Raw genomic sequence first — 23,217 nt, forward strand, 5'->3', positions numbered from 1 at the left:
GCCGCCTGGAACAGCCCGCCCGCCCCCCTTCGACGCGCCTGTCGGCCCCTGACCTTCGCCGCCACTTCCCAGCAACTACTCGCGTACGGCCGCCGATTCGGGATCACGCCGTTCGGAGCATGATGACTTCCGCACGGTCACCGGTGCGCGAGGAGCTCAGCGTCGGTGACCGGCCCGGAGCTTCAGCCCGACGACTCCAAGGCGCCGTTCCGGCGGGCGACGCCGCCGAGCCAGGCGAGGCTGGGCTTCGGGGTGCGGACGAACGTCTCACGGTCGAACGCGATGAGCCCGAACGTCGGGGCCCAATGGCCCCACTCGTAGTTGTCGATCGCGGACCAGTGCAGGTAGCCGCGCACGTCGACGCCGTCCTCGACGGCGGAGTAAAGGGCCTGGAGCGCCTTGGTGGTGTAGTCGATGCGGCGGTTGTCGTCGCCGGTGGCGATGCCGTTTTCGGTGACCATGAGCGGCAGGCCCCGGGTGACCTCCCACGCGTGCCGCAGTGCGATGCCGAGCGCATCCGGGCGGTAGGCCCAGCCGGTCAGGGTGTTGTCGGGGTGGTCCGGCTGCTTGACGATGCCGTCCGCGTCGACGTTCTTGCTGCTGTAGGACTGCACTCCCAGGAAGTCGTCCCCGCGTGCCGCCTCCAGGAACAAGTCCTCCCACAGCCACTGTAGTTCGGCGTGCTTCGCCTCCCCGCCCGGCAGGGCGACGAGGGACTGTTGTGCGACGGTCCAGCCCGCCTTCGCCGAGGTGCGCTCGCGGACCACCTGGACTGCGGCCTTGTGGAACTCGACCAAGCGCAGGCTGTGTTCCTCCAGGGGAGTCGGCAGTCCACCGGCGATGAGGTCCTGGCCGCCCTGCTCGGCCAGGCCCCGCATGGTCATGGACGTGGCGACCATGTTGGGCTCGTTCATGGTGCAGACCCACGTGACGCCGTCGAGGATGGTGCAGGCTTTCTCGACGTAGCGCACGAACCGGTCGAGGCCCTTGTCCGATGTCCAGCCGCCGTCCTCGGTGAACCAGTACGGGCTGCTGAAGTGGTGCAGCGTCACCACCGGTTCCACGCCAAGCTCGCGCGTCGTGTCGATCATCCGCCGATAGTGGGCCAGTTGGGCGTTGGAGAAGAGTCCTTCCTCCGGCTCGATCCGGGCCCACTCGATGCCGAACCGGTACGCGTTCAGCCCCGCGTCCGCCAGCAGCCGCATGTCCTCCGGGTAACGGTGGTAGCTGTCACACGCGTCCCCACTGCGCTCCGGCCGTCGCGCCTCGCTCCGCCACATGTCGCTGCCGACGTTGTTGCCCTCGGTTTGATGGGCGGACGTCGCCGCTCCCCACAGGAAGTCGTTGCGCAGGTCGGGGGTGTTGGCCATCGTGTGCTCCAGTGGCAGAAGGGATGCCCGCAAGGGGCCGGACGTGGGACTTCAAAGGATTGGCGCAGCCCGGCTCATGCTGCGACGGGCAGGGGTACTCCTGCCTTGGCGAGTTGCGCGGCGTACGCCTCGCCGGACGCACGCAGGGGGTCCGTGTCGGAGTTGAGGATGCACACGGGCGGCTGCCCGGACACGTCGCCGTTGCCGGCGAACGCGTAGGGGTCCGGGGGGACGTCCTCGCTGCCCGCGTACAGCAGGTTCACCGTGCTCAGCTGCGGGAAGGTCGGTCACGGAACCTCCGGCGATCGGCGCCAACGGCACGCGCACGGCCCACACCGATGCAAGGCGGCCGAGGCTCGCAGACCATCCCAACGGTGACGTCGTCTTCAGGCAACGAGTTGCTGCCAGTTGCCACGGATCGAAGGCCACCACGACAGCCGGAACCACCGCTGCTCGCCCAACCGGTGTGCCTTCTTCTCGTGGACGTTCCGTCGTGGGTCCTGTTGGCGTGGGCTGTCGGCCGGTCTGTCTCGTCCTGCCTCATGACGGATCCGGGCGACTCAGGGCCGACTTCGGCACGTGCCCGAGTTCGATTGCCCCCTCAAGGATGACCCCTGCGAAGGTGAGCTCGATCGAACTTGCGCCCGATGCCGACACAGTCGGGTCTTCACAGGGAACGTCCGCGGGTTTTGGCGAGGTGTGGGCCGGTGGACCGGGATGTGTCGCGTGGTCGCGTCGCGTTTCCGGGCGGTCGCTGTGGGTGCGCGTGATCGAGGTAGTAGTCGTGTTGCCTCCAGTACTCCAACTGGGCGCCCATCCGGAACGCCTGGCTGGGGGTCATCGTGTCTGCCCGGGTTCCGGCCTCTCGGGCAAGGCGGTCGAGAGCCTCGATCCGGTCGCCTTCGGGGGCTGCCACCCATGCTTTGTGGGCTGCCGGATCGACCAGTGGGCTGGCCACGTTGTCGCGGATGTTCAGTGCGTCGCGTCGTCCGTAGCCGGAGGTGGTCATGCGGCCGATGTTCATGGCCGTGAGTCCGGCGGCGGCGCTGTGCACGCTCCGCAGTTGGACGGACGGGTTCAGCTCGGGCACCGCGGGTTTGGGGCGGGGGGCGACGACAGGTGCTCCGAGGTGATCGGTCAGGGCGTGTTCGACGTGGTCGGGCGTGACGACCAGGGTGCGGGGGTCGAAGGCGATTCGGTTGACGATGGGGTCGTTGGACGGTCGGCCGGTGTCGTGCACGGCCGCGATCTCGTCGGCCAACCGGTCGCTGTCGCGGACCACGAACAACACGTGGTCGTGCGGGTTCTGCACGGTGAGAGCGTTCAGCGCATCGGCTTTGGTGATGAGTCCGCCGTTGTAGAGAAGGGTCGCGGAGCGATCGAAGCGGCTCATGATGCCCGAGGTCTGGGCGATTGCCAGCGACTCGTCGCCGAATTGGCTGCCCGGTGTGGTGATGAGCAAGTCCATGTCGGCCTGGAGGGGCGCGGCGTCTTTGTTGACTTCGGTCGGGGCGTTGTCGAAGCGCGTGGTGACGGTGCCGCGGGCGACTACGGCGACCAGCGGAATGTCGGCCTCGGCGTGGCGCATACCCTCGCGGGCCTGGCGTACGGCCCGTCCTTGGGCCTCCAGCACGCCTGATGCGGTTCCGCCGTAAACGACAGTCGCGTTGCACGCGCGGGCCGCGCGGACGGCGCCGTCGACTGTCGCGCTGAGGCGATCACTCGCCTGCGCACCGGCCGCGCCGCCGACGACGGTGATGACGTTGCCGGAGGTGTCTGCGTGGAGTGCGTGGAGGGCAACGGAGATGTCGACCTCGGATGTCCGGCCGGCGGGCAGGTGGTACACGGGGATCGGCTTGACCGGTCGATGCTCGCCTTGCTCCAAGAGGTGGAACTCCAAGGGCACGCGGTCTCCTGCGGTCTCGGTGTGGGTGTGCGAACAAGGCGCGGCATCAGGAATGTTTTCCAGTGTCTTGTCATAAGTTGCCGAGGTTTCTGCCCTGCTTGAGCTCCAGGCTCAGCGCGGGGTACTTCGGCGCGGGTTTCGGTGCGAACGGCGTGTCGGGGACCAGGTGGACGGGACGGCCCCGGTTGGTGTTCGGGGTGTGTTCGGGCAGACCCGTGGCGGGCTTGCCGCGGCCGACCAGGTCTGCGACGGAGCGCAGGCCACTGCCGGCCGCCCGGTTCACGCCGGGTGTGAAGGCCGAGACTGCGGGTTGGTTCGGCGTTGCGCCTGCGGCACGCTTCGCGGGCCTGGAGGGTCGTAGGCGTGGCGGCAGCACGTCTTTTCCGGGGCCCCACATGAGGGTGGGACGTATGCTGCGGATGTCTTCGAGTATGTGGGGGCGTGTTTGGCTCGGCGGCGGGTGGCCGAGGAGGCGTGACACGGCGGTCAGTTCCTGTGCCGCTTCCTGTTCGTCGGCGAAGTGGCCGTTGCCGGGAGTGGCGGTGTGGAGCAGCGTCCTGGTCAGGGTGGTCATGAGCCGCCACGCCAGGTCGTGCTCGGCATGGCTGGCGATGCGCGGGTCGTCCGGCGCGCCGATGACGATGCTGAGCGGAGGCATGTCGATGCCGGGGTCGACGTAGTGCCAGGAGGACAGCACGTCTGCGATGCTGGCTAGGAACTCGTGGGCGAACTCGCTGGGCCTTTCGAGAAGTTGCCACGGGTCGTGCACCGGTCTGCGAAAGCCCGCGCCGCAGAACACCCCGGGACGCTGCGCTACCGCTCGCAGCATGATCGCCGGGCCTGCGGACTGCGCGCTGGCGTAGACATCGCCCGGTTTGGCGATGCCGTGTCCGACGACGAAGTCGGCGTTGGCGACGACATCCATGACCGCGCCGAACTGGTTTTCTTTTACACCGTCAAGGAAGTTCTTGTAGCCCTTGTTTGCGGTGCCCCGTCCCTCGCAGAACCACAGGCGATTGCCGAGGGCGTAGGCGGTGCTGAGAACGTGGTTGGCCTGCCTGCTGGTGTTGTTGCCGACGTAGTAGTTCTGGTATGAGGTAAATACCAGCAAACCGGTCCCGGGCGCGTCCGCGTGTTCGACAAGGACGCCGCCGTTCTCCGTGTTGTCGGGGGAGGGGAAGTCGTACCGGGTCACTTTGGCGCCGGCCACGACGATGTCGGCGATGCTCTGTTCCCGCGCAACCTCCTCGGCCGGACCGGCTCTGCTCCCGGTGACCGGGAAGCGGAAGGTGCGGGGGGATGACACGACGGACGAGTGTTCGATCTCCAGTGCGCTTGTCCCGTCGGGCGCGGTCGTCGCCGTCATCCCGGTGATCTGGCCGAACACGCCGGGCTCCAGCTCCCCTTCGGGCGTGTGCACGGCGGGAAGTCCGAGGTCTCTCAGCGGCAGCGTGGTGCCGGTCGCCGTTGTCGGATCGAACAGGTGGACCTCGGCGTTGCCACGTATGGTGCGGCTGATCGCCAACAGCGGGTCGCGACCGGGGCCACGAGTGACGGGCACGACCTCCCGGACGACGCTTCGGCCGTCGTCCGGGACGAGAACGCGCCATTCCTGTGGGGGGATGTGGCTCCGGGTGAGGTCCACGGGTACTTCGGCGATGCGTCCGCGAGGGTGCTCCTTGCTCCAACTGACGACGATGAGCCGGTTGTCCACAGCGAGAGTGCTGGCTAGCGTCGCGTCGGCGTACGTCAGCAGACGGGTTTCGCGGGCCGGTCCCTCGACGGCGATCATGTTCAGTTCGTTGGCGCTGCCGTTGGGTCCCCGGTTCTCGCTCACGGCCACCCAAGGATTCCGTGCACCGCTCGCGTCGTATCGGCCCCCTACGACCGCACGGGCGAAGGTCGGGTCCCAAGATGCGATGTCCCGAGTCCGCAGTCTTTCGCGGGTGCCGGTTGCCAGGTCGACCCGCCACGCCCCGTGCTGCCTGCCGGATCCGCCGACCCACACGAAGGTCGTGGGGTCCAGCCAGGCCACGTCGGGGTAGTCCGCGCCTTTGATGGTGGCCACGGCCTTGGCGGTGCGGGTGTCCACGACTGTGAGCATCGCCCCCGACTCGTCGCCCGAGGCCTGCGAAGAGTAGACCAGGTGCCGCCCCTGCGTCGGTTCGAGCCAGAATCCGTCCGGATACACGCGTGGGAAAACGATGTTCGGCCTGTGGGCCTCCACGAGCTCCGTCTCGACGCCGTCCGCGTGCCGGGCGACGATCTGCCGGGAGGGGTCGACCGGGTGCTTGTAAACGTAAACTTCGACGTCGCCGGCGCGGACGGCCGGGCGGCGTTCGGCGTACTGGGCTTGCGCCCGCGCGAAGTCCGCGATCTCGCCGGCGCGAGCGTCGTCTCCCACCGCTTCGTCGAACGCCCGGGCAGCCTCGGCGGCGGCCTCGATCTTCGCCTTGGGGACCGGCCCGTGACCAGACGGCACCGTGTCGACGGGGGTGTAGCGGCGGGCTGCCCGCTGTTGCTGCAACTCCGCGATCAAAGCCTCGGTAACGCCTTGGCCACGCGCGTACTCGACCATGGCCCGAACGGCTTCGCCCCAGGCCTGGCTTAGGCCTACCTGCTCCGAGCGGTGCCCCAACCTGGCGAACGCCCGTGTCTCTGCCTCCAACAGGACGCGGGCCACCTTGCGGAACTTGAGGAAGTAGTGAGCGTCCTCCTTGTGGACGCCGGGCGTTTCGTCAATATAGGCGTTGAACAGTGCGCGGCGGCTCGCCTCAAGCTCGCTGTCGGGTCGGCCTCGGGCGCGTGCGGCCTCGATCTGTTCCTCGGCGTATCGCTCGGCCCTCGTCACTGCCTCGGCGTACCGACGCTGGTTCTCCCAGGTCAGAAACTGCAGACGCATCTGCCGGTCGTATACGGACTCCTGGGTCAACTCCGGCCTCCCGTGAGCGCCCGTGAGGGCATCGTGCGGTTGTCTCGGAGGCGGCGAGTTCGGCATTGCCGCTGTCCCGGCGCGCGGGAATCACGCGGAACCGTGCTCGTGCAGGGGAGGCGCAAAGCGGGCATGGCAAACACGGCTTCGCCCATCGTTTCTCCCCGGGATTGTCCTGCGGTGAAGCTCACCTGCAAGGAGGTCCACTCAAGGGCCGCACCGAGGCCCGAGCAACGGCAGGGAAGCCGTTTTTGCAGGAAGTGGCTCAAGCAGCGCAGGAATTGTCCCGGGGCGTGCGCCCGGTCCGACTGCGGCGCAGTGGTCGACCGTCCGGTGGGGGCGGGAAGTCACGAGATGCAGCCAAGTGCCGTCGGCCCCCGCCCCCAAGCCGGCGCTTCGAGAAGTTCACGACGCTGTCCGGCCGGACGGTTGTGCGTGCGGCGGCTCTCGCCTGTGTGCCCTCACATAAGGGCGCATCACCACCAAGGCGCGCAAGCGTGCGAGACCGGCGGTCGCAGGAATCGGATCAAGCGCCGCAGCATCCGTCCTCGGGACAAGCCCTCTGGAGACGCGGCACGAGCAGACCGTCCCGGACGCGCGAAATGGCTATCCCAGCCCAGTGCCGCGATGGATCCTGAACCGCATGATCGAGAATCAGCCCCCAGTCGGGAACGCCCCGGCGACGAGCGAGGCTGCGAGCGAACACGACCGGCCGTCGAGCGAACCGCAGTTCGTCTACCAGGGAGACGACCAGACCGCGCTCCAAGGCATCCTGGACAGCGCGTTCACCCCGCACGCGACCGAAGTCATCGGCCGCAAGCCGCTCAACGCCCGCTTCAAGGTGGTCCACCAAGGCAAGATCCAGGTGTACGACCTGAGCTATGGCACAGACGTGAAGATCCTGCCGGTCCGACCGCCCGCGTATTACGCGATCCGCATCGGGCACGCCGGCCGCGCCGCCATCACGCACCACGGCCGCACCATGCCGTTCTCACCCACCATCGTCAGCCCCGGTCAGGTTCTCTCGAACACCTGGGGAGCCGACGCCGCGGCGCGAATCATGTGTGTTCCCAGGGACCTTGTGGACGACGCGGTCCGCGGGGAACTCGGCGACGCACCGACGAGTCCCGTGCAGTTCGAGAACCTCCTGGACCCACGCGTACCCGACATCGCGAATTGGCTCCGCCTGGCGACACTGTTCAGCACCATGATCGATTCCGGGGTGCTGGACGGACCGTCGCTCGCTGCTGCGCACTTCGAGCACCTGCTTGTCCACACTCTGCTGCGCACGACCCAGCACGAACTGACCGACGCCCTCGCAGAGCGGCGCGGCACCGCCGGGCCCGCCGCGCTGCGCCGTGCCATGGCCTACTGCGAGGACAACGCCGCGCGTCCGATCAGCGTCGCCCAAATCGCCGAGGCAGCGCTCGTCAGCACCAGGACTGTGCACGAACTCTTCCGCACACACCTCAACTCCACGCCACTGGCTTACCTGCGCCGAGTCCGCCTCGCCGGGGCGCATGCCGACCTCGTGGCGATCGCTGAGGGCAACGCCGCTCCGCGGACTGTGGCGTACGTCGCCCAGCGGTGGGGATTCCCGCATACCGGCCGCTTCAGCCGCGCGTACCGCGAGGCCTACGGCAGGTTCCCCGGCGAAACACTTCGTCCGAGATCCACCTCACCCAACGACGAAGGCGAAACCGACATCCCCTTTCCGGCCCCGGCATGAACAAGCCCGAGACTTCCCTGGCATCGGCCGCCGGAGGCCGATACGGTGCGAGGGGTGCCGGGTGCCGGTGACTCGGGCGCCCCTTGGTCGGTCAGTAGCCGCCGTCGCCGCTGGGGGTGGCGGTCTTGGTGATGGTGTTGCCGTCGACGTTGAGGACGTACCACTTGGCGCCGAACTGGTCCAGGCCCTGGCCGCGGGTGTCACCGGGCTGCTGGTCGCCCTGGTACAGGTACAAGGGGTGATCGTTGTACGTCACCTGTTGCGCCCCGTCAGGCCGGGTCGTCGTCCCGAGCAGCTCGCTCTTGGCATCCCCGCCCGTAGTCGTCTGCCCCACAGCCGGCAACGGGGGCCACACCGCCGCGCAGTCTCCGGTACAGGTCGACACACCGGACGTGTCGGCTTCGAACATGTAGAGCGTGCGGCCCCCGGGGCCCACGAGGATCTTCCCCAGCGAGACGCTCGCAGAGTCCACCGTGCCGATGCCCACCGAGGCGGACGGCGAGTTCGTGGACGACGAGGACCCGTCGTCGTCCGAGCACGCACTCGACAACGCCACGAGGCACACGGTTGCGGATGCAGCCCACACCCTGTTCACGACGATCTTCATCGGCTGCCTTTCGGACGGCCGCACACACCGGCGGCACTCGCGGCCTGCCGTTCGCAAGGCCGTGACACCACCCCATTGCGGGCCGGGCCGCGCGGCGACCGCCGAGGGCCACCCGGCTCAGCAGATTGCCTCGTCCGGGCGGCTGGGGCGTCCCAGAGGGCGGCCACGCCAGGTCGGTCGCGGTCGGAGTGTCGGTGTGCGCCTCGCCTACCACGACACCGAATAGGCGTCGCAAACCGCGCGCTTGTTCGAGAGCTCACCCTGGGGCGCATCCAATCCGGGCTCAGCCGCCGCACGACCCTCGCCGATCGAGAACTTGGACGCTGCCTTCGCAGACGCGGTTACCGGGCTTGGGTGTCAGGCACCCAGGGGCAGCTGTGGTGGCGTCGGCCCGGGGGTGCGGCAGCCGTTTGTCCGTTCGGGAGCGTGATGGTGGCGGTGGTGCCGGGGGGCACGGTGGCGGTGAGGTGGAATCTGCCGCCTTCGATGCGCCAGGCCGAGGTGATGCGTCCGTAGGGCGAGTCGAACTCTGCATCCGACCAGGTGAGTTCGCCGCCGGGACGGGGGTGGATGTCGAAGTGGCGGTATCCCGGGGCGTCGTCGCGCAGGCGGATGCCGGCGGTGTGGCGGTGGAGGAAGGAGACCACCGCGCCCTTGCTGTAGTGGTTCAGGGAGCCGTGGGGTGTGCCGTTCTCGTCGATGCCGTCCCATTCCTCCCACACGGTGGTGGCGCCGCGGTCGATCATGGCCAGCCAGGAGGGCGCGGTGTCTTGGACCAGCAGTTCATACGCCACGTCGAGGTGTCCGTGGTCGGCCAGGACGGGAAGCAGATACGGCGTGGCGAGGAAACCGGTGCCGAGGTGGGTGCCGGCCTTCCGGATCAGTGCGACCAAGCGCTCGGCGGTGCTTGTGCGCAGGTGGTCGGGGACCAGGCCGAAGGCAAGTGCGCGCACGTGGTTGGCCTGGGTGTCGAGGGTGAGCGAGCCGTCTTGCGCGATGAACTCGGTTTGCCAGGCGGCCAGGACGTTGTCTGCGTAGCGGCCGTACCGCTCGGCGTCGTCGGCACGCCCGAGGATGGCGGCGATGCGTGACAACAGGTCTGCGGAGCGGTGGAGGTACGCGGTGGCGGTCGGGCCGTGGTCCTGGAGGTAGAACGGGGTGGCATCGTCCTGTTGGGGTTCGAGCCATTCGCCCCAGTGGAAGCCGGAGTCCCACACGAACTCTTCGTGCGGGGCGGGCTCGGGCCGGCTCTCGGCACGTTCGGCGAACCGTCCGGTGCGGGCGCGTTCGGCGGCCCAGTCGAGCCAGCGGGTCATCGACGCGTACTGGTCGGCCAGGATGCGAACGTCGTCGTAGGCGAGGTAGGTCTCCCACGGCACGATCACGGCGGCGTCTCCCCAGCCTGCCGAGCCGTGCATGAGCGCGCGGCGGTGACCGGGACCGCGGCGGCCGATGCCGTGGTCGGGGACGATGTTGGAGGTCTTGCCGTCGGGCCACTGGTCGGCGGCGAGGTCGCGCAGCCATTTGACGGAGAACCCGGCGACGTCGTACAGGAACGCGGCTGTGGGGACGAAGAGTTGCCAGTCGCCGGTCCAGCCGTCGCGTTCGCGGGTGGGGCAGTCGGTGGGGATGTCGCAGGCGTTTCCGCGGAAGCTCCACACGGCCGCCTCGTGGAGGCGGTTGATCCGCTCGTCGGAGCAGCGGAACCAGCCTGTGCGGCGCAGGTCGGTGTGCACGACGACGGCTTCGACGTCGTCGGGCGCGATGGTGCCCGGGTGGCCTTCGACGCGGACGTAGCGGAACCCGTGAGTGGTGTGGCGGGGTTCGAAGACCTCGCCCGGGGTGCCGGAAGAGATGACGCGGTCGCGCTGTCCGGCGGCCAGGGCGATGCCCTGGTCATGCATCTCGGCCGGGATGTCGAGATGTTCGGTGGTCACGTCGCCGTCGCGGTCGATGGCCTCGCCGTGGACGAGCGTGAGTGCGGTGCCTCGCGGGCCGAGGTTCGCCAGGCGCACCCAGCCGTTGATGTTCCGGCCGAAGTCGACGACGTGTACGCCGGGTCGGGGGCGCGTGACCGACACCGGAGGCAGCACTTCGATCCGGCGGACCGGGGGAGCCGGGCTGGTGGTGAGCCGGTCGCGTCGCGCGTACAGCCTGCCGGTCTGGACGGTGACGCCGGCCCACCCCGCGTCGTCACAGCCGGGCTCAGTCCAGCCGGGCAACCGCCGGGTGAAATCGACGTGCTGACCCTCCATCAGGTCGGCGGCGGTGATCTCGGCGACGCGAGACCGCCAGCCGGCGTCTGTTCCGACGGTGTCGGCGCGGCCGTCCGCCGTAAGGGTCCGCAGCTCGGCACGCAGGGCCGTGCGGGTTCCATAACCGTCGGGGATCCGCTGGGTTCCGTTGCGGCCACGGAACCGGCCGTCCGAGAGCACCGCGCCCAGCACGTTGGGGCCGGGGCGCAGCAGGTCGGTCACGTCGTACGTCTGCACATGCAGGCGCGACCAGTAGGCGGTGAAACCGGGAGCGAGCTCGTGGTCACCGATGCGGACACCGTTGAGGAAAACCTCGTACAGTCCATGGGCGGTCGCGTAGAGGCGGGCCTGGGTGGGGAGTTCGTCCAGATGGAAGGCACGCCGCAGCAGATACGCCGGCCGCTCCCCGGCTGTGCGCGGCTCGTCCTCGGCCGGCTCGATCCACGCGGCCGCCCAGTCGCGCGCCCCGATGGCCGGCTCCCAGGAGCACGGCTCCGACCAGTCGCTCTCGCCGAGGTCCGTCCAGACCTTGACCCGACACACCACAGGCCGACCGGGCACGGCTTCCGGGCCCTCGTAGGGCACGAGCACGCTGCGGTCACTTTCCACACGTCCCGAGTCCCACTGCCCGGTGTTGAGGCGGTAGGCCGTCTGACGCGCGGAGCCCTCCGGCAGCCACCACGACAACCGCGGCGCAGACGCGTCCAAGCCGAGCGTGTCGTCCACGTGCTCCACACGCAGTCGGGTAGGTGCGCGCATGCCTGGTCCATCCCTTCACCACAACGGATTGGAACGTTTCACTGCTGGGACGGTAGGCCATACCGACAAAGTTGTCACCGAGAGTCGACTCACCGACGGCAATGGGCTGCAACTACTTGCAATCACCGTTTCGAAGCCCGTCGATTCCTTCGTGTTCTTCATCAGCAACGTTCGGTAGAGGTCGGCGGTGGCTTGCTCGCGTTCGGTCTCCCACAATGGTCCACCAGCACGCGGCCGGGGACACCGTGGACTTCCCGCGGAGTCGCCGCAATGCGGGAACACCGACCGGACCGGGGCCGGGTCACTCGCCACGGCGCGCCGCTCCAGCGCGGCCGCAGTGGCGCAAGGGAACGCTAGGGCACCCGGGCCGGCGGCCGGCTTGTCGTGGTCGTCTCGGTGTCCTCGGCCTCCCAGCGCAGCAGGTCGCCGGGCTGGCAGTCGAGTGCTTCGCAGAGCGCGGCGAGGGTTGTGAAGCGGACGGCCTTGGCGCGGCCGTTCTTGAGTACGGCGAGGTTGGCGGGTGTGATGCCTACGCGGTCGGCGAGTTCGCCCACGGACATCTTCCGCCTGGCCAGCATGACGTCGATGTCGACGACGATGGGCATCAGATCACGGCCTCCAACTCGGCTTGCAGTCGCGCCGCCTCGATGTCGCGTGCGACGGCCTGGGCGAGCAGCATCCGCAGCACGAGAACGATGAGTGCGACCCCCAGGACCGCCAAACCGACGCCTCCCATCAGCAGGATCACGCCGGGCGCGACGGCTTCGCCCGGGGCCAGGAGTACGGCGAGGCCGAATACCAGGCAGGCGGCAGAGACGACGGCGGCGATCACGACGTGCACGTACCGGAGCGCAGCATGCGAGAAAACGGTGCCGCGACGCACCATCGTCACCAGGCGCCATACGCAGACCAGAACGACCTGGACCGCCGCGATGCCCAGAACCGTGATCACCAGGACGCCCGCTCGCCGGCCGGTGTCGAGCCCCTTCAGGTCGACGGCCAGCAGGGCCACCATCACCGTCTGCACGAACAACGAGCCGGCCAACAACACCACGAGTACGGCGCGCAGCGCGCGCACTGTCAACTGTCCCATCATCCTCCCTCGATCGAAACCCGATTGGAATCTATCGATAATCGATAGGCACGGCAAGTGCTGAACGAGCAACGACACGACCGCGACCGGACTCCGCACAGTCCCCGCTGAGAGAGCGGCGAACCGAAGGTCTTCGGCGGAACGCCTCGTGCCCGGACAGCCGGCGATAGGCGACTCGGTGCGCCGACTCGGCGCTTCGTCGTCTCGTCGCCTCGCAACGAAACTCCGCGTTGCCGCCCGCGCGGTCACACCTTCCGTCCCCTGTGCCGGCTTTACTCCATGGCCTGTCGAGGGGTGATTCGGCAGCATGGCCCGCATGGAACGCCATGACCACGTCGGACCGACGGCGCTGCGCGCCATGCAGGACCTGGCCACCCGGATCTTCCCGCTGACCGGCTACCACCACATCGGGGACCTTGCCTGGAACGCGTGCCGGGCGCTCGACCAGAGGGAGGAACACCTGACGGCGACGTGGACGCACAGGGGTCGAGTCCAGGCCTGGGGCTGGCTCGAACTGCCCGACACCCTCATGTTGCAGGTTGATCCGGGCCGCCACGGAATCGCCGACGACGTACTCGACTGGGCCGAGCAGGCGGCCCCCGGTGCTCTTCGGGTCGAAATCGCAGAGACGGAGGGGCACCTGGCTGGCGCATTGGAGCGCCGCGGCTACACCCGCGCCGTCGATGGGCCCTTCCTCACCCTGATGGGCAGGCCTCTCACGCGCCTGCCGGACGTGCCCTCTCTGCCTGACGGCTACGTGATCCGCGCGCAGCGGGACCAGGCCGACATCGCCGGACGCGCTGCGGTGCACCGAGCGGCATTCGACTCGACAAGGGGCACGACCGAACGCCATGTCCGCATGAGGAAGACATGGCCTTACCGCCCCGAGTTCGACCTCATCGCGGTCTCACCCGAGGGGGAAGCCGTCGCCTATTGTCAGGGCTGGTACGACGAAGCCAACAGCATCGGCGAGTTCGAGCCGGTGGGCACGCATCCGGATCATCGACGCCTGGGCCTGGCACGCACTGTCTGCACGGCCGTAATGCACGCCTTCGCCGAAGCCGGCGGCCGTCGCGTCACCGTCTATTGCCGTGGAGACGCCGCTTACCCCGTCCCCAAACAGCTCTACTCGTCCATGGGCTTCGCCCCCTACGCTCGCACGCACACCTACGTCGGGACGCCGTAAGTTCGTGACCGTGCGCGGACGAGGATCGGCGGTACGCAGCAGCACCACGCAATGTGTGCGCATCGGAAAAGCCAACCGAGAACCGTCTGTCGGACTGCGCAAAGGGCACTGTCATCGACGTTGCACGAGCGCAACGGGCACGATTGCCTGCGACGGGGCAGCGTGGGCTCGTCTGACCCTCGGGCCGACGTTGACGCTCGCGGCCCTCGCAACCCCACGTACCTCGGTCGGTGGAATTTCCGATCCTGAGATGGACGCGAAGGCCAACGGGCCGATATGACTACCCCCAACCAGCCCGTCAATTGCGGTTTGGGATCAGCGCTGTCTCTGCCCCTGATGCTTCGCCTCGCGCCCGTCCGACGCTGTGAACGGCGTCTCTCACGGAGGAGTTCCCCATGAGGTTCGTCCGTGCTTCCGTGCTTGCGACAGTCGCCGTGGCGATCGGCCTCATCACGCTCGCCGGCGTCGGCGCCGCAGTTGGCGTCACACCCCACGGCACGACCGCGGTCTCCGTGATCGGGGCGTCCGGTGAAGAGCCCGACGAAAACGAGCCGGACGAAGTGGAGTCGGAGGAACTCGCCGGCTGAACCTGGGCCGTCCCCACGCCAGTTGCCGACACCCGCTGCACAGCAGTTTCTTCCGCGACCTTGACCTTGAGGAGCCGGACGTGCGCTTCCTGTCCATCCGCAGCCTGATCGCCGCCGTCGCATGCCTGGCGGCCTGCGCCGCTCTCTCGGTTGCCCCCGCCGGCGCGCTCCCGACGGCGACCGGCTATGACCGTTGCCCACAAGGGCGTTTCTGCCTCTTCGACGGCTGGGACGGCCAAGGGGACATGTACCTCGCCACCGGCACCCGCTACGACCAAGTGCTCGCCGAGGCCGGCTTCGACGATCGTGCCAGTTCCGTGTTCAACAACGCATCCATCGTCTGGTGCGTTTGGCAGGGCCCGAACTACACCGGACGCGGCGCCGGTTACAGCGCTGGCCTCCGGGAAAACCTGGACGACGCGTTCAACAACCAAGTCTCTTCGGTCAATTACGGCCGGTTCACCTGCTGAAGCAGCCTGAGTGATGGTCGCAGCGTCCGAAAACGCTGACGCTGACGGGGGTTTGACCTCTCCTCCACCGCAGACGAGCCTGCCTGCGCAGCTTCGCCGTCAATGGCGCACACACCCGGGGCAACCCGGCCTGCTCGTCTAGCTCTCCCCGTACGCTCCGGCCGATGAGCTTCCGCTTCGAATGCAAACGTGGTGGTGTCGTTTCGGTTGTCGAGGGGAACTCGCCGGTCGTTCCCAGTCGACCGGGTACCCTGACGGCTTCCCGCTCGCCCGGCGCGCAGCTCCGTGTGAGCGTCAGCGGGTGATCGCGACGTTGGTGTTGTGGACGGCGTGCACCCACCAACCGCCATCCCGCTTGACCAGGACCCAGGTGCCTGCGTTGGCGAAGTCGCCCGCCGTTGTGGACGCGTTCTGTCGCACGAACACGACTGCGGTGTCGGGCTCCGGGAAAGTCACGCGTTCGACGGTGATACTTGTGCGGAAACCCTCGACTGGGCTTGCGAGTTGGCGACGATGGTGGGCGTTGACGGCTGCCCAGCCGTCGAACCGCTGCCCGGCCGGTGTGGTGAACGACGCGTTCGAGGTGAACCGCGCGCCGACTCTCTCGGCGTCGAACTCGCCCACGCCCGCCTGGATTTCCGCGAACACCTCATCGATCGCTCGCAAGTCCTCATCGGAAGCGGTCCGTTCGGGTACGGCCGGTCGACTCATTCGTACGCTCTCCAAAGTTGTCCTTCGGACGTGATCATCTCACCCCCCGGCTCGCCGCCCACCCCTGGCGGCAACGGCGGCGCGCCCGGCCCGACTCCGCGAGCCCCCGTGCGGTTGCCTCGCGCCTGTGCGCCGCAAGAGCTCATCGGTGCCGGTGGGGCGGATCAGAAGGCGGCCTGTGTTGAGAGCACCGCTCGGACGGTCTTGCCGTGGGGCGGGCAGGGGACGCAGTCCCAGTGGTCGGCGAGGGCGGTGACGAGGGCCAGGCCGCGTCCGCTGGTGCTGAGGGAATTGAATTCGGCGTCCGCCGGAGGGCGTTGCGGAGACAAGTCCCCTTGTGTGTCGGTGACTTCGATGCGTAAACGGCCGGTCGACGGGTCGTGGGCGAGAGTGAGCCGGAAGAGGTCGCCGGGGGCGTGACCGTGCAGGGCGGCGTTTGCGGCGAGTTCGGCGATGACGAGTTCGGCTCGTTCGATGAGGTCGTGGGGGACGCCCCAGGCGTGTAGTTCGGCGACGGCGAGCAACCGTGCGCGTCGGGCGCCGAGCCGCGTGGACGAAAGCAGTTGGGTGAAGGTGCGGGTGGGGACGCCGACTTGGGGCGTTGCGTGCTTCATGACGCCCAAGAGTGGCGGTTGGGCGAGGCGAGGACGAGCATGAGGTCACGTACGCGGAGTCAGCGTACGGGCACGGACTGTAGACCGTACGGTCGGTTTTCGGTCACGCTTGGGGGTGGCGCGGACGGCTTGAGGGGCCGTTGTCGTGTGTTCCGGAGGAAGGGGCGGTCGATGGGCATCGATGGGGAGCCGGCCGAGGGCGTCGGCGAAGGGGCGGTCCCGGCGGGGGATTGGGAGCGAGAGCCCCACCCGTCCGACAGTTTGCGGACGTTCGGTGCGGTCGTCCAGGCGCTGCGCGAGCATGCGGGGCTCAGCCGCGCGGAGCTGGGTGAGGCCGTGCAGTTCTCCAAACACACCGTGGAATCCGTCGAGTTGGGACGCCGGATGCCGGACGACGCTTTCGTGGAGAGGGCGGAGGGGCCGCTCGGAAACACGGGCGCCTTGCGGAAGGCCGCGCGGTATCTGACGCGGGGTGAGCCGGGCCTTGCGGCGTGGTTCCGGCGGTGGGCGTGGCTTGAGCGTCGGGCGGTGAGCCTGTACACGTACGAATGCCGGTTGGTGCCGGGCTTGTTGCAGTCGGAGGCGTACGCGCGGGCGGTGTTCGAGGGCACGATCCCGTTGCGGACCGACGAGGAGTTGGAGGAACAGCTCGCCGCGCGGATGGACCGCCAGGCGATGATGCGGGAGCGGCCGAAGGTGCCGTTCAGCTTCATCGTCGAAGAGCACGTGTTCCGGCGGCGGTTCGGGGACGCGGATGCGATGCGCGAGCTGTTCGACCATGTCCTGGAGCGCACTGCTCCGCGCAACGTGACGCTGCAGATCGTGCCGCTGGATGCGGGGCTGCACGCGTGTCTGGATGGACCGATGCGAATCTTGGAAACCCCGGCTGGGCAGCGGCTCGGGTACTCCGAGGGGCAGCAAAACGGACGCCTGATTTCCGACCCGAAAGAGATGAGTCTGCTCTGCCAACGCTATGAAACACTGCGCTCGCAGGCCCTGAGCCCCTACGAATCCCGGGCCCTGCTGAAGCGACTGCGAGGAGTGCTATGAGCAGCGGTACGACGGAACTTGCGTGGTTCAAGTCGAGCTATAGCGGTAGTCAGGGCGACGACTGCGTGGAGGTCGCGTTCACCGAACAGGCCGTCCACGTACGGGACTCCAAGGACGTGACCCGTCCGGCGTTCGCGATCGGTCGCGCCGAGTGGGCGCCGTTCGTCCGGTCCGTGGCGGGACGCTGAGCCGCAAACACTCGTCGAGATCTGCAAAGCCCGCGGGCGTGTTCGCCGTCGGCACCGGCGTTTGGGGCGGATGCCATCTCCGCGCGGGAGATGGCATCCGACTGGCTGTGGAGCCGGAACCGGCTACGCGTACCGGGTCAGCAGAGCGGCGTCGATGACCTCGGCGATGAGGCCGGCGCCGCGGCTGTTCTGGTGGATGTGGTCGGTCGTGAGCACGAGACCTCGGCGCCGCGAGATCGTGTCGAGGCTGCGGCGCAGCACCTAGTGTTGGAGGAGTACGCCGATGCTCGCGGCGGGGGTCGCCTCCTGGTAGGGAATCGGCGGCGGGTCCGCATGGCGCAGTTCCTCGGTCTGGCGTTCGTGCAGCGGAAGGTAGGTCACCTCGTGGGTGGCGGCGACCTCGGCGATCATCCGGCTGTACGCCTGCGATGCCTGCGCCGCTGCTCCGTCGAGTTGTTGGCCGAGTACCGGGAGAGACAGCAGGCCGATCGTCGCGTCGGTTTCCGCTCGGAGCCGTTTGACGACGGCCTCCAGACACTGATGGAACCAGTCGGCTGACGGGCGCTCGGGGAGCTTTTTGCGCTTCATGGCCTGTTCGACGGGGTAACTCGCCAGGCTCGCTCGGGCGTCGTTGGTCCCGATCAACACGGTGATCACGTCGGGCGGGTTCGCGACCACGGCGTCGAGGCGCTGCAAGAGGTTGTGGGCGAAGTCGCCGTTGACGCCGAAGCGGGCAACCCGCACCTCGTCGGGAGAGTGGCGTCGTCCGAGCAGGTCCAGGTAATCGACGCTGAACTGCGCGCGGGTGAGGCTGTCGCCGAGGCACGCGATGCGTGTTGTCACGGAGCCTCTTCCGGCGGGCCGGGTGTGGCGGCGGGTTCGGTCGGGCGGGTGCCGGTCCGAGGACGGTGGTCGGTGCCGAGGCCGGCGGTGATGGTCAGCATGGATGTCGGCCCCTTCGTGTCGACGACGTGCCATACCCCGGCGGGGTTGATGGTGGCTTCGCCCGGCCCGAGCACGACGCGGTCGGGCACCCCGTCGATGTCGCGGGTGACCGTCACCGACCCGCTGAGGCAAACGACCAGTTCGTCTCCGGCGGGGTGGCTCTCCCAATGGTCACCGGGGCCGTCGCCGTCGAAGATCATCACCATCCGGCCCTCGGCACCGTCGGTCGCGACCGCGGCGCTGTAGGCCTGGAGTACCTCCGGGTCCCAGGCGAAGCCCTCGATGGGTTTCGCCCTCGATCCCAGCCCGAGGTGAATGGGGGTGGTCCGCAGGTCGATGGGGTTGCGTTCGTGGTTGACGAGTCTCATGCCAATGAGCGTCACACGACAGCGATCGGGCGGTCTTGAAGAAATGGGAACAGAAGCCGATGCGACCGGCGGTCGGTGGGCGAGCGACTATCCGTTCCCGAGGAGGACTTCGCCGCGACGCCAGGCCGTCGGCGATCGGCCCGTGAACTCGCGCCAGTCCCGGGCGAGATGGGCCTGGTCGGCGTAGCCGGAGACGGTCGCCACATCGGCCCATGGGAGCGGGTCCCGCGCCGTGGCCAGTTCGTGCGCGTGCTCGAAGCGCAGGACTCGGGCGAAGCTCTTCGGCGACAGGCCGAGTTCATCGCGAAACCGCTCGGTGAGGTGCCGACGGCTCCAGCCGAGGTCCGCGGCGACCGTGCCAACGGGGACGCAGCCCCGCGCGGCGACGAGGCGGCGCCAGGCTTCGGCCACCTCGGGCCGCACCCGGCGCACACGGTCGCCGCCATCGCCGCGAACGACAGCTCGGAGGAGCAGTTCGTCCAGCGCGGTGAACCGCGCCGCCCATGTCGTCGCCGTTCGGAGCCGTTCGACCAGCTCGGCGCCAAGTGCCCCGAGGAGGTCGTCAAGCGAGAGAAGCCGGTGGGAGAGTACGGCGGCGGGCATGCCGTAGATGGCCCGAGCACCGAACGGTGTCAGCGATATCTGCACACCGTGCTGGCGTCCGTCATGGTGAATCCCGACGGACCGGCACATCAGACCGCCGGCCACGCTGCTGAACCGGGTGACCGGTGACCCGTCGTCGACGCCGTCCGCCACTTGCAGCGGGTCTGACAGGCTGATCACCGCGGTGAGCGTGCGGCCCGGAGTGCCGCAGTGCACGCCCGCCGGGAGGCCGCGGAGGTCGAAACCGATGTACGACTCGACGTACTGCCGCAAGGCAGGCGCCGGACGTGCACCGATCCCGATGGCCATGCGATCCTCCACCCTCCCCAGGGTACGAACCGGCGCACCCGGCGAGATCACCACCCCGGACCTTGTCCACACCCCAAACCGCCGACCACTACGGTGCCGGCTTCGGTTGGCGGGCAGGGCCGGGGGCCGTGGGTGGGGCAGCGACCCGACAATGGGGTCGCCGCCCCCGATCTCCGCGCGCCTTGCACCACACCTGTTCGTGCGGTCACGCAGGACGCACCCACGCGCCCGGCGTCAGCCCGAGCAGCCGGGAACGCTTCCCGCTGGGCGGCAGTTGCCGCCGACGTTGTTCGTGACCGTGGAGAAGAGAAGCGTCACCGTTGACGCCGGGGCCTCCCAAATGCCGCCGCCGAGGCCGCCGTCTGCGGTGCTCGCAGTGTTTCCGGTGACCCTGCTGGCGATCAGCGTGGCCGAGCCGTCGAAGACGCCGAGGCCGCCGCCGCGCTTGACCGCGGTGTTCCCCTGGACGGTGGTCGAGTTCAGACGCAGGGTTCCGGTGTTGAGGATGCCGCCTCCGTCGAAGACGGATGCGCGGTTTCCGCTGACCGTTGTCGCGCTGAGCGTCGCGTCGCCGTCCACGGCGTTGTACACACCACCGGCGTTTGTCCCGGTGTTGCCCGTGATGGCGCCGCCGCGTACGTCGAGGGTGCCGTGGTTCTCGATGCCGCCGCCGTAGCCGCCGGTCAGGCCGTTGCGCACGTTGATCCCGCGGAGCGCGAGGGCACCGCCGTTGTCGACGTGGAAGATCCGGAAGAAGGGCGTGTTCGCGGCGCTTGAGCGTGCGATGGTCGTGTTGAGTCCGCCGATCGTGACGTCGCCCGAGATCACCGGCAGTCCCGAGCCGCCGAGCGTACTGTCGACCTGCGTCAATGTGTAGGTGCAGAACGGGGCGAGGGCGATGTCCTCACCTGTGGCGTTGGCCGCATTGATCGCCGCCCGAAGGGCGGTGATGTTCCCGCAGGGCACGAGGATCGCCGCATGTGCCTGTGTGGTGGGGACCAGGCTCAGGCACACAGCCAGGCCGGCAGCCGCGCCGAGGCTTCGCAGTCGTGTTTTCGCTTTCATCGGACATCCTTGCGTTCGAGGTGGTGGAGCCCGCCTGGGCGGTCGACGCTGAGCGTGGCGTCAAGCGGCGGGCGACCCCTCCAGCGAAAGTGAGCCCCACCGGGGCGGCCATGCGGAGTACGCCGAACAGGCCCGTCAATCCACCCGCCCCGGTACGCGACAGGCCGACAGAATGAGCAATCAGTGGTCTTTCGTGGACACAGCAAAGAAAAGCGGCGCAGAAGATCTGTTTCCTGTGCAATAGGACCTCGGTGTCTCCGGCCACATCCGCCCGACCGGGGTGGCGATCTGCCGACGCGGCGTGTCATTGTGTGCGCAGCAAGGCGACGGCGGCCCGAGGAAACCGGTGCAATTCCGGTGCGGTCCCGCCACTGTGACCGGGGAGCGACTCCCGCAGTCGGCCACGGCTCTCGTTGTTCGAGGGCCGGAAGGCCGGGAGGAGCGGTGATCCGGCAGCCAGGAGACTCACGTCGTCGCCACCTCGACACACCGGGGCGGATTTCCCCGAGAGAGGCAAGGTGGCTGTGCCATGTCTGTGGTTCTGAGCCGTATTTACACCCGAACCGGCGACGCGGGGACGACCGCGCTCGGTGACAACTCCCGTGTCCGCAAGACCGATTCGCGTCTGGCCGCATATGCCGACACCGACGAGGCCAACTCCGCGATCGGCGTGGCCCTGGCCCTCGGCGGGCTGGACGAGGGGACCCGTGCGGTGCTGGCGGAGATCCAGCACGACCTGTTCGACGTCGGCGCCGACCTGTGCACCCCGGTAAAGGAGGGGGAATCGCGGCTGCGCATCCGCGCTGCGGACACCGCGCGACTGGAAGCGCACTGCGACACGTTGAACGAACGCCTGGAAGCGCTGCGGTCGTTCGTGCTCCCGGGCGGCACGCCCGGAGCCGCCCTGCTGCACCAGGCGCGTACGGTCGCGCGGCGGGCCGAACGGTCCGCGTGGGCGCTGCTCGACGCCGACGCGGCGGCCGGCGGGTCGCCGACGGTCAACCCGGAGACCGCGCGTTACCTCAACCGTCTTTCCGACCTGTTGTTCGTCCTCGCCCGCGCTGCCAACCAGGGCGACGGGCCCGGCGATGTCCTGTGGGAGCCCGGCCGAAGCGCCTGACCGCCCGCCAGTTTCCTTCGTTCCGCCGCCGGTCGGCCCGGGGAGGGCGCGTGTGCGCTGCGCCCCGGGTACGACGATCATCGCCACACGCTTGGAGCACCATGATTCCGCGCGCCCGCGCGCCTTGGCGCCGTACCGCCGTGCTCACCGTCGCCGCCGCGCTGACGGCCGGACTCGCCGCCTGCGGCGACGCCGAGCAGAAAGCCCCCGCGCCCGCAGCAGCCGGTGACGGCTGCATCGAGAACTTCGATCCGAACACCGACTACTTCCCGGTCAAATCGACGCTGAAGTACGCACAGAACTTCACCGTCGTGTACGAGAAGAGCTACCAGATCCTCACGGTCAAACAGCCCGTGTCAGGCGGAAAGCCGGAACGCTACGTCCTGGTCAAGTGCGGCGCCCCCGACCCGAAGTTGGACGGCGACCTCGCGGACGCGCCGCGCGTCACCGTGCCGATCACCAGCATGTACTCGGCCTCCACCACGCACCTGCCGCTGTTGACCGACCTGGGTAGGCTCGGCCTGCTGACCGGCGTGGCGAACGCGAAGAACGTCTCCGGTGCCGACGCGCGCGCCCGGATCGACGCCGGGCAGGTGGTCGAGTATGCGCCCGGACGTCAGATCAACACCGAGAAGGTCGTCACCGAACGCCCCGACATCCTCATGACCGGTGGAACCGACGAAGGGGCGTACGCCGGACTGCGCGCGGCCGGAATCAAGGTGGTCGCGAACGCGGAATGGCTGGAGAACGACCCGCTCGGCCGCGCCGAATGGGTCAAGTACATGGCCGCGTTCACCGGCGACGAAGCCAAGGCCGCCGGCGTCTTCGACCGCATCGACGGCGACTACCGGGCCGTCGCCGCCAAGGCCACGTCCGCACCGCCGGTCAAGGTTCTCCCGGGGCAACTGTCCCAGGGCACATGGTCGGTCGCGTCGGGCGGCTCCTACGTCGGCAAGCTGATCCGCGACGCGGGCGGCACCTACCCGTGGATCGACGAGCGGTCCACCGGAAGCCTCCAGGTCAACTTCGAGCAGGTGTTTGCACGGGGCGGCGACGCGGCGGTGTGGCTGGCGAGTGCGTCGGACTGGCGTACGTACGACGACGTGGTGAAGGCGGATCCGCGCTACCGCGAGTTCACCGCGTTCAAGAACGACCGGATCTGGTCGAACAACCTGGCCATGGGGCCGGGCGGCGGCAACGACTATTGGGAACGCGGTGTGACCCGCCCGGACTTGGTGCTCGCCGACCTGGTCGCGATCCTGCACCCGGACCTGATGCCCGGACACGTCTTCACGTTCCACCGCCAGGTAACCGGTCGATGAGGGACGCGACCGGTGTGGGGACGACGGG

General features: G+C 68.6%; 21 protein-coding genes, 1 pseudogene and 1 riboswitch. Of the genes and pseudogenes, 8 read left to right on the forward strand and 14 right to left on the reverse strand.

Features of this window, described 5'->3' with window-relative positions:
* Positions 1–182: 182 nt before the first annotated feature.
* The 4 genes from ACRX5W_RS26850 to ACRX5W_RS26865 form a co-directional block, all read right to left on the reverse strand.
* Positions 183–1,370 carry a glycoside hydrolase family 1 protein gene (locus ACRX5W_RS26850; protein WP_436790904.1) on the reverse strand — a complete coding sequence of 396 codons (1,188 nt, stop codon included), beginning with the start codon at positions 1,368–1,370 and terminating at the stop codon, positions 183–185.
* A gap of 74 nt (positions 1,371–1,444) precedes the next feature.
* Positions 1,445–1,633, reverse strand: coding sequence for an alpha/beta hydrolase fold domain-containing protein (locus ACRX5W_RS26855; RefSeq protein ID WP_436790905.1), 189 nt, complete (start codon positions 1,631–1,633; stop codon positions 1,445–1,447).
* A gap of 404 nt (positions 1,634–2,037) precedes the next feature.
* A complete protein-coding gene (locus ACRX5W_RS26860; RefSeq protein ID WP_436790906.1) occupies positions 2,038–3,276 on the reverse strand; it encodes a hypothetical protein in 1,239 nt (412 codons plus the stop codon).
* A gap of 70 nt (positions 3,277–3,346) precedes the next feature.
* Positions 3,347–6,178 (reverse strand): hypothetical protein, encoded by a 2,832-nt coding sequence (locus ACRX5W_RS26865; RefSeq protein ID WP_436790907.1) that lies wholly within the window; start codon positions 6,176–6,178, stop codon positions 3,347–3,349.
* Positions 6,179–6,851: 673 nt separating this feature from the next.
* Between ACRX5W_RS26865 and ACRX5W_RS26870 the strand changes: the two genes are divergently transcribed.
* On the forward strand, positions 6,852–7,937 hold the full coding sequence (locus ACRX5W_RS26870; RefSeq protein WP_436790908.1) for an AraC family transcriptional regulator: 1,086 nt from the start codon (positions 6,852–6,854) through the stop codon (positions 7,935–7,937).
* A gap of 91 nt (positions 7,938–8,028) precedes the next feature.
* On the opposite strand, the gene ACRX5W_RS26875 is transcribed toward ACRX5W_RS26870, so the two are convergent.
* The 4 genes from ACRX5W_RS26875 to ACRX5W_RS26890 form a co-directional block, all read right to left on the reverse strand.
* The gene (locus ACRX5W_RS26875; RefSeq protein ID WP_436790909.1) at positions 8,029–8,493 is read right to left on the reverse strand and encodes a COG4315 family predicted lipoprotein; all 465 of its coding nucleotides are present in this window, start codon (positions 8,491–8,493) and stop codon (positions 8,029–8,031) included.
* 392 nt (positions 8,494–8,885) lie between these two features.
* Positions 8,886–11,558 (reverse strand): family 78 glycoside hydrolase catalytic domain, encoded by a 2,673-nt coding sequence (locus ACRX5W_RS26880; protein ID WP_436790910.1) that lies wholly within the window; start codon positions 11,556–11,558, stop codon positions 8,886–8,888.
* 353 nt (positions 11,559–11,911) lie between these two features.
* Positions 11,912–12,163, reverse strand: a complete 252-nt coding sequence (locus ACRX5W_RS26885) for a helix-turn-helix domain-containing protein (protein ID WP_436790911.1) — start codon at positions 12,161–12,163, stop codon at positions 11,912–11,914.
* Positions 12,163–12,651, reverse strand: coding sequence for a DUF2975 domain-containing protein (locus ACRX5W_RS26890; protein WP_436790912.1), 489 nt, complete (start codon positions 12,649–12,651; stop codon positions 12,163–12,165). Before ACRX5W_RS26890 ends, ACRX5W_RS26885 begins: the two co-directional genes overlap by 1 nt.
* Positions 12,652–12,967: 316 nt before the next feature.
* Between ACRX5W_RS26890 and ACRX5W_RS26895 the strand changes: the two genes are divergently transcribed.
* The 3 genes from ACRX5W_RS26895 (at position 12,968) to ACRX5W_RS26905 (ending at position 14,894) form a co-directional block, all read left to right on the forward strand.
* A complete protein-coding gene (locus tag ACRX5W_RS26895) occupies positions 12,968–13,837 on the forward strand; it encodes a GNAT family N-acetyltransferase (protein WP_436790913.1) in 870 nt (289 codons plus the stop codon).
* 395 nt (positions 13,838–14,232) lie between these two features.
* Positions 14,233–14,424, forward strand: a complete 192-nt coding sequence (locus ACRX5W_RS26900; RefSeq protein ID WP_436790914.1) for a hypothetical protein — start codon at positions 14,233–14,235, stop codon at positions 14,422–14,424.
* Positions 14,425–14,504: 80 nt separating this feature from the next.
* Positions 14,505–14,894 (forward strand): peptidase inhibitor family I36 protein, encoded by a 390-nt coding sequence (locus ACRX5W_RS26905; protein ID WP_436790915.1) that lies wholly within the window; start codon positions 14,505–14,507, stop codon positions 14,892–14,894.
* A 294-nt stretch (positions 14,895–15,188) separates the two neighbouring features.
* Here ACRX5W_RS26905 and ACRX5W_RS26910 read toward each other — a convergent pair whose 3' ends face one another.
* Both ACRX5W_RS26910 and ACRX5W_RS26915 read right to left on the reverse strand, forming a co-directional pair.
* Positions 15,189–15,560, reverse strand: a complete 372-nt coding sequence (locus tag ACRX5W_RS26910) for an SgcJ/EcaC family oxidoreductase (protein WP_436790916.1) — start codon at positions 15,558–15,560, stop codon at positions 15,189–15,191.
* A 209-nt stretch (positions 15,561–15,769) separates the two neighbouring features.
* A complete protein-coding gene (locus ACRX5W_RS26915) occupies positions 15,770–16,219 on the reverse strand; it encodes an ATP-binding protein (RefSeq protein ID WP_436790917.1) in 450 nt (149 codons plus the stop codon).
* 171 nt (positions 16,220–16,390) lie between these two features.
* On the opposite strand from ACRX5W_RS26915, the gene ACRX5W_RS26920 reads away from it, so the two are divergent.
* A complete protein-coding gene (locus tag ACRX5W_RS26920; RefSeq protein WP_436790918.1) occupies positions 16,391–17,269 on the forward strand; it encodes a helix-turn-helix domain-containing protein in 879 nt (292 codons plus the stop codon).
* Positions 17,266–17,457, forward strand: a complete 192-nt coding sequence (locus ACRX5W_RS26925; RefSeq protein ID WP_436790919.1) for a DUF397 domain-containing protein — start codon at positions 17,266–17,268, stop codon at positions 17,455–17,457. The genes ACRX5W_RS26920 and ACRX5W_RS26925 overlap by 4 nt, the downstream gene beginning before the upstream one ends.
* Positions 17,458–17,580: 123 nt before the next feature.
* On the opposite strand, the pseudogene ACRX5W_RS26930 reads toward ACRX5W_RS26925, so the two are convergent.
* From ACRX5W_RS26930 to ACRX5W_RS26945, 4 genes and pseudogenes are all read right to left on the reverse strand, one after another.
* Positions 17,581–18,300 (reverse strand): annotated as a pseudogene (locus tag ACRX5W_RS26930) (SGNH/GDSL hydrolase family protein).
* Complete coding sequence (locus ACRX5W_RS26935) at positions 18,297–18,770, reverse strand: cupin domain-containing protein (protein ID WP_436790920.1); 474 nt, start codon at positions 18,768–18,770, stop codon at positions 18,297–18,299. The pseudogene ACRX5W_RS26930 and the gene ACRX5W_RS26935 overlap by 4 nt, the downstream one beginning before the upstream one ends.
* Positions 18,771–18,857: 87 nt before the next feature.
* Positions 18,858–19,694: a helix-turn-helix domain-containing protein gene (locus tag ACRX5W_RS26940; RefSeq protein WP_436790921.1), complete on the reverse strand. Its 837-nt coding sequence runs from the start codon at positions 19,692–19,694 to the stop codon at positions 18,858–18,860.
* Between the two features lie 222 nt (positions 19,695–19,916).
* Positions 19,917–20,747, reverse strand: a complete 831-nt coding sequence (locus ACRX5W_RS26945; RefSeq protein WP_436790922.1) for a hypothetical protein — start codon at positions 20,745–20,747, stop codon at positions 19,917–19,919.
* 336 nt (positions 20,748–21,083) lie between these two features.
* A riboswitch (cobalamin riboswitch) is annotated at positions 21,084–21,214 on the forward strand.
* A 62-nt stretch (positions 21,215–21,276) separates the two neighbouring features.
* Here ACRX5W_RS26945 and ACRX5W_RS26950 point away from each other — a divergent pair.
* Positions 21,277–21,867, forward strand: a complete 591-nt coding sequence (locus ACRX5W_RS26950) for a cob(I)yrinic acid a,c-diamide adenosyltransferase (RefSeq protein ID WP_436790923.1) — start codon at positions 21,277–21,279, stop codon at positions 21,865–21,867.
* A gap of 101 nt (positions 21,868–21,968) precedes the next feature.
* Positions 21,969–23,189, forward strand: a complete 1,221-nt coding sequence (locus ACRX5W_RS26955; protein WP_436790924.1) for an ABC transporter substrate-binding protein — start codon at positions 21,969–21,971, stop codon at positions 23,187–23,189.
* The last annotated feature ends 28 nt before the right edge of the window (positions 23,190–23,217 follow it).

Source organism: Yinghuangia sp. YIM S10712 (genome assembly GCF_051388935.1).
Taxonomy (GTDB): Bacteria; Actinomycetota; Actinomycetes; order Streptomycetales; family Streptomycetaceae; genus Yinghuangia.

Coding starts and splice junctions, on each gene's coding strand:
- ACRX5W_RS26850 (WP_436790904.1), bottom strand. CDS start 1,370: ATGGCCAACACCCCCGACCTGCGCAACGACTTCCTGTGGGGAGCGGCG.
- ACRX5W_RS26865 (WP_436790907.1), bottom strand. CDS start 6,178: ATGCGTCTGCAGTTTCTGACCTGGGAGAACCAGCGTCGGTACGCCGAG.
- ACRX5W_RS26870 (WP_436790908.1), top strand. CDS start 6,852: ATGATCGAGAATCAGCCCCCAGTCGGGAACGCCCCGGCGACGAGCGAG.
- ACRX5W_RS26880 (WP_436790910.1), bottom strand. CDS start 11,558: ATGCGCGCACCTACCCGACTGCGTGTGGAGCACGTGGACGACACGCTC.
- ACRX5W_RS26885 (WP_436790911.1), bottom strand. CDS start 12,163: ATGCCCATCGTCGTCGACATCGACGTCATGCTGGCCAGGCGGAAGATG.
- ACRX5W_RS26890 (WP_436790912.1), bottom strand. CDS start 12,651: ATGGGACAGTTGACAGTGCGCGCGCTGCGCGCCGTACTCGTGGTGTTG.
- ACRX5W_RS26895 (WP_436790913.1), top strand. CDS start 12,968: ATGGAACGCCATGACCACGTCGGACCGACGGCGCTGCGCGCCATGCAG.
- ACRX5W_RS26900 (WP_436790914.1), top strand. CDS start 14,233: ATGAGGTTCGTCCGTGCTTCCGTGCTTGCGACAGTCGCCGTGGCGATC.
- ACRX5W_RS26915 (WP_436790917.1), bottom strand. CDS start 16,219: ATGAAGCACGCAACGCCCCAAGTCGGCGTCCCCACCCGCACCTTCACC.
- ACRX5W_RS26920 (WP_436790918.1), top strand. CDS start 16,391: ATGGGCATCGATGGGGAGCCGGCCGAGGGCGTCGGCGAAGGGGCGGTC.
- ACRX5W_RS26925 (WP_436790919.1), top strand. CDS start 17,266: ATGAGCAGCGGTACGACGGAACTTGCGTGGTTCAAGTCGAGCTATAGC.
- ACRX5W_RS26935 (WP_436790920.1), bottom strand. CDS start 18,770: ATGAGACTCGTCAACCACGAACGCAACCCCATCGACCTGCGGACCACC.
- ACRX5W_RS26945 (WP_436790922.1), bottom strand. CDS start 20,747: ATGAAAGCGAAAACACGACTGCGAAGCCTCGGCGCGGCTGCCGGCCTG.
- ACRX5W_RS26950 (WP_436790923.1), top strand. CDS start 21,277: ATGTCTGTGGTTCTGAGCCGTATTTACACCCGAACCGGCGACGCGGGG.
- ACRX5W_RS26955 (WP_436790924.1), top strand. CDS start 21,969: ATGATTCCGCGCGCCCGCGCGCCTTGGCGCCGTACCGCCGTGCTCACC.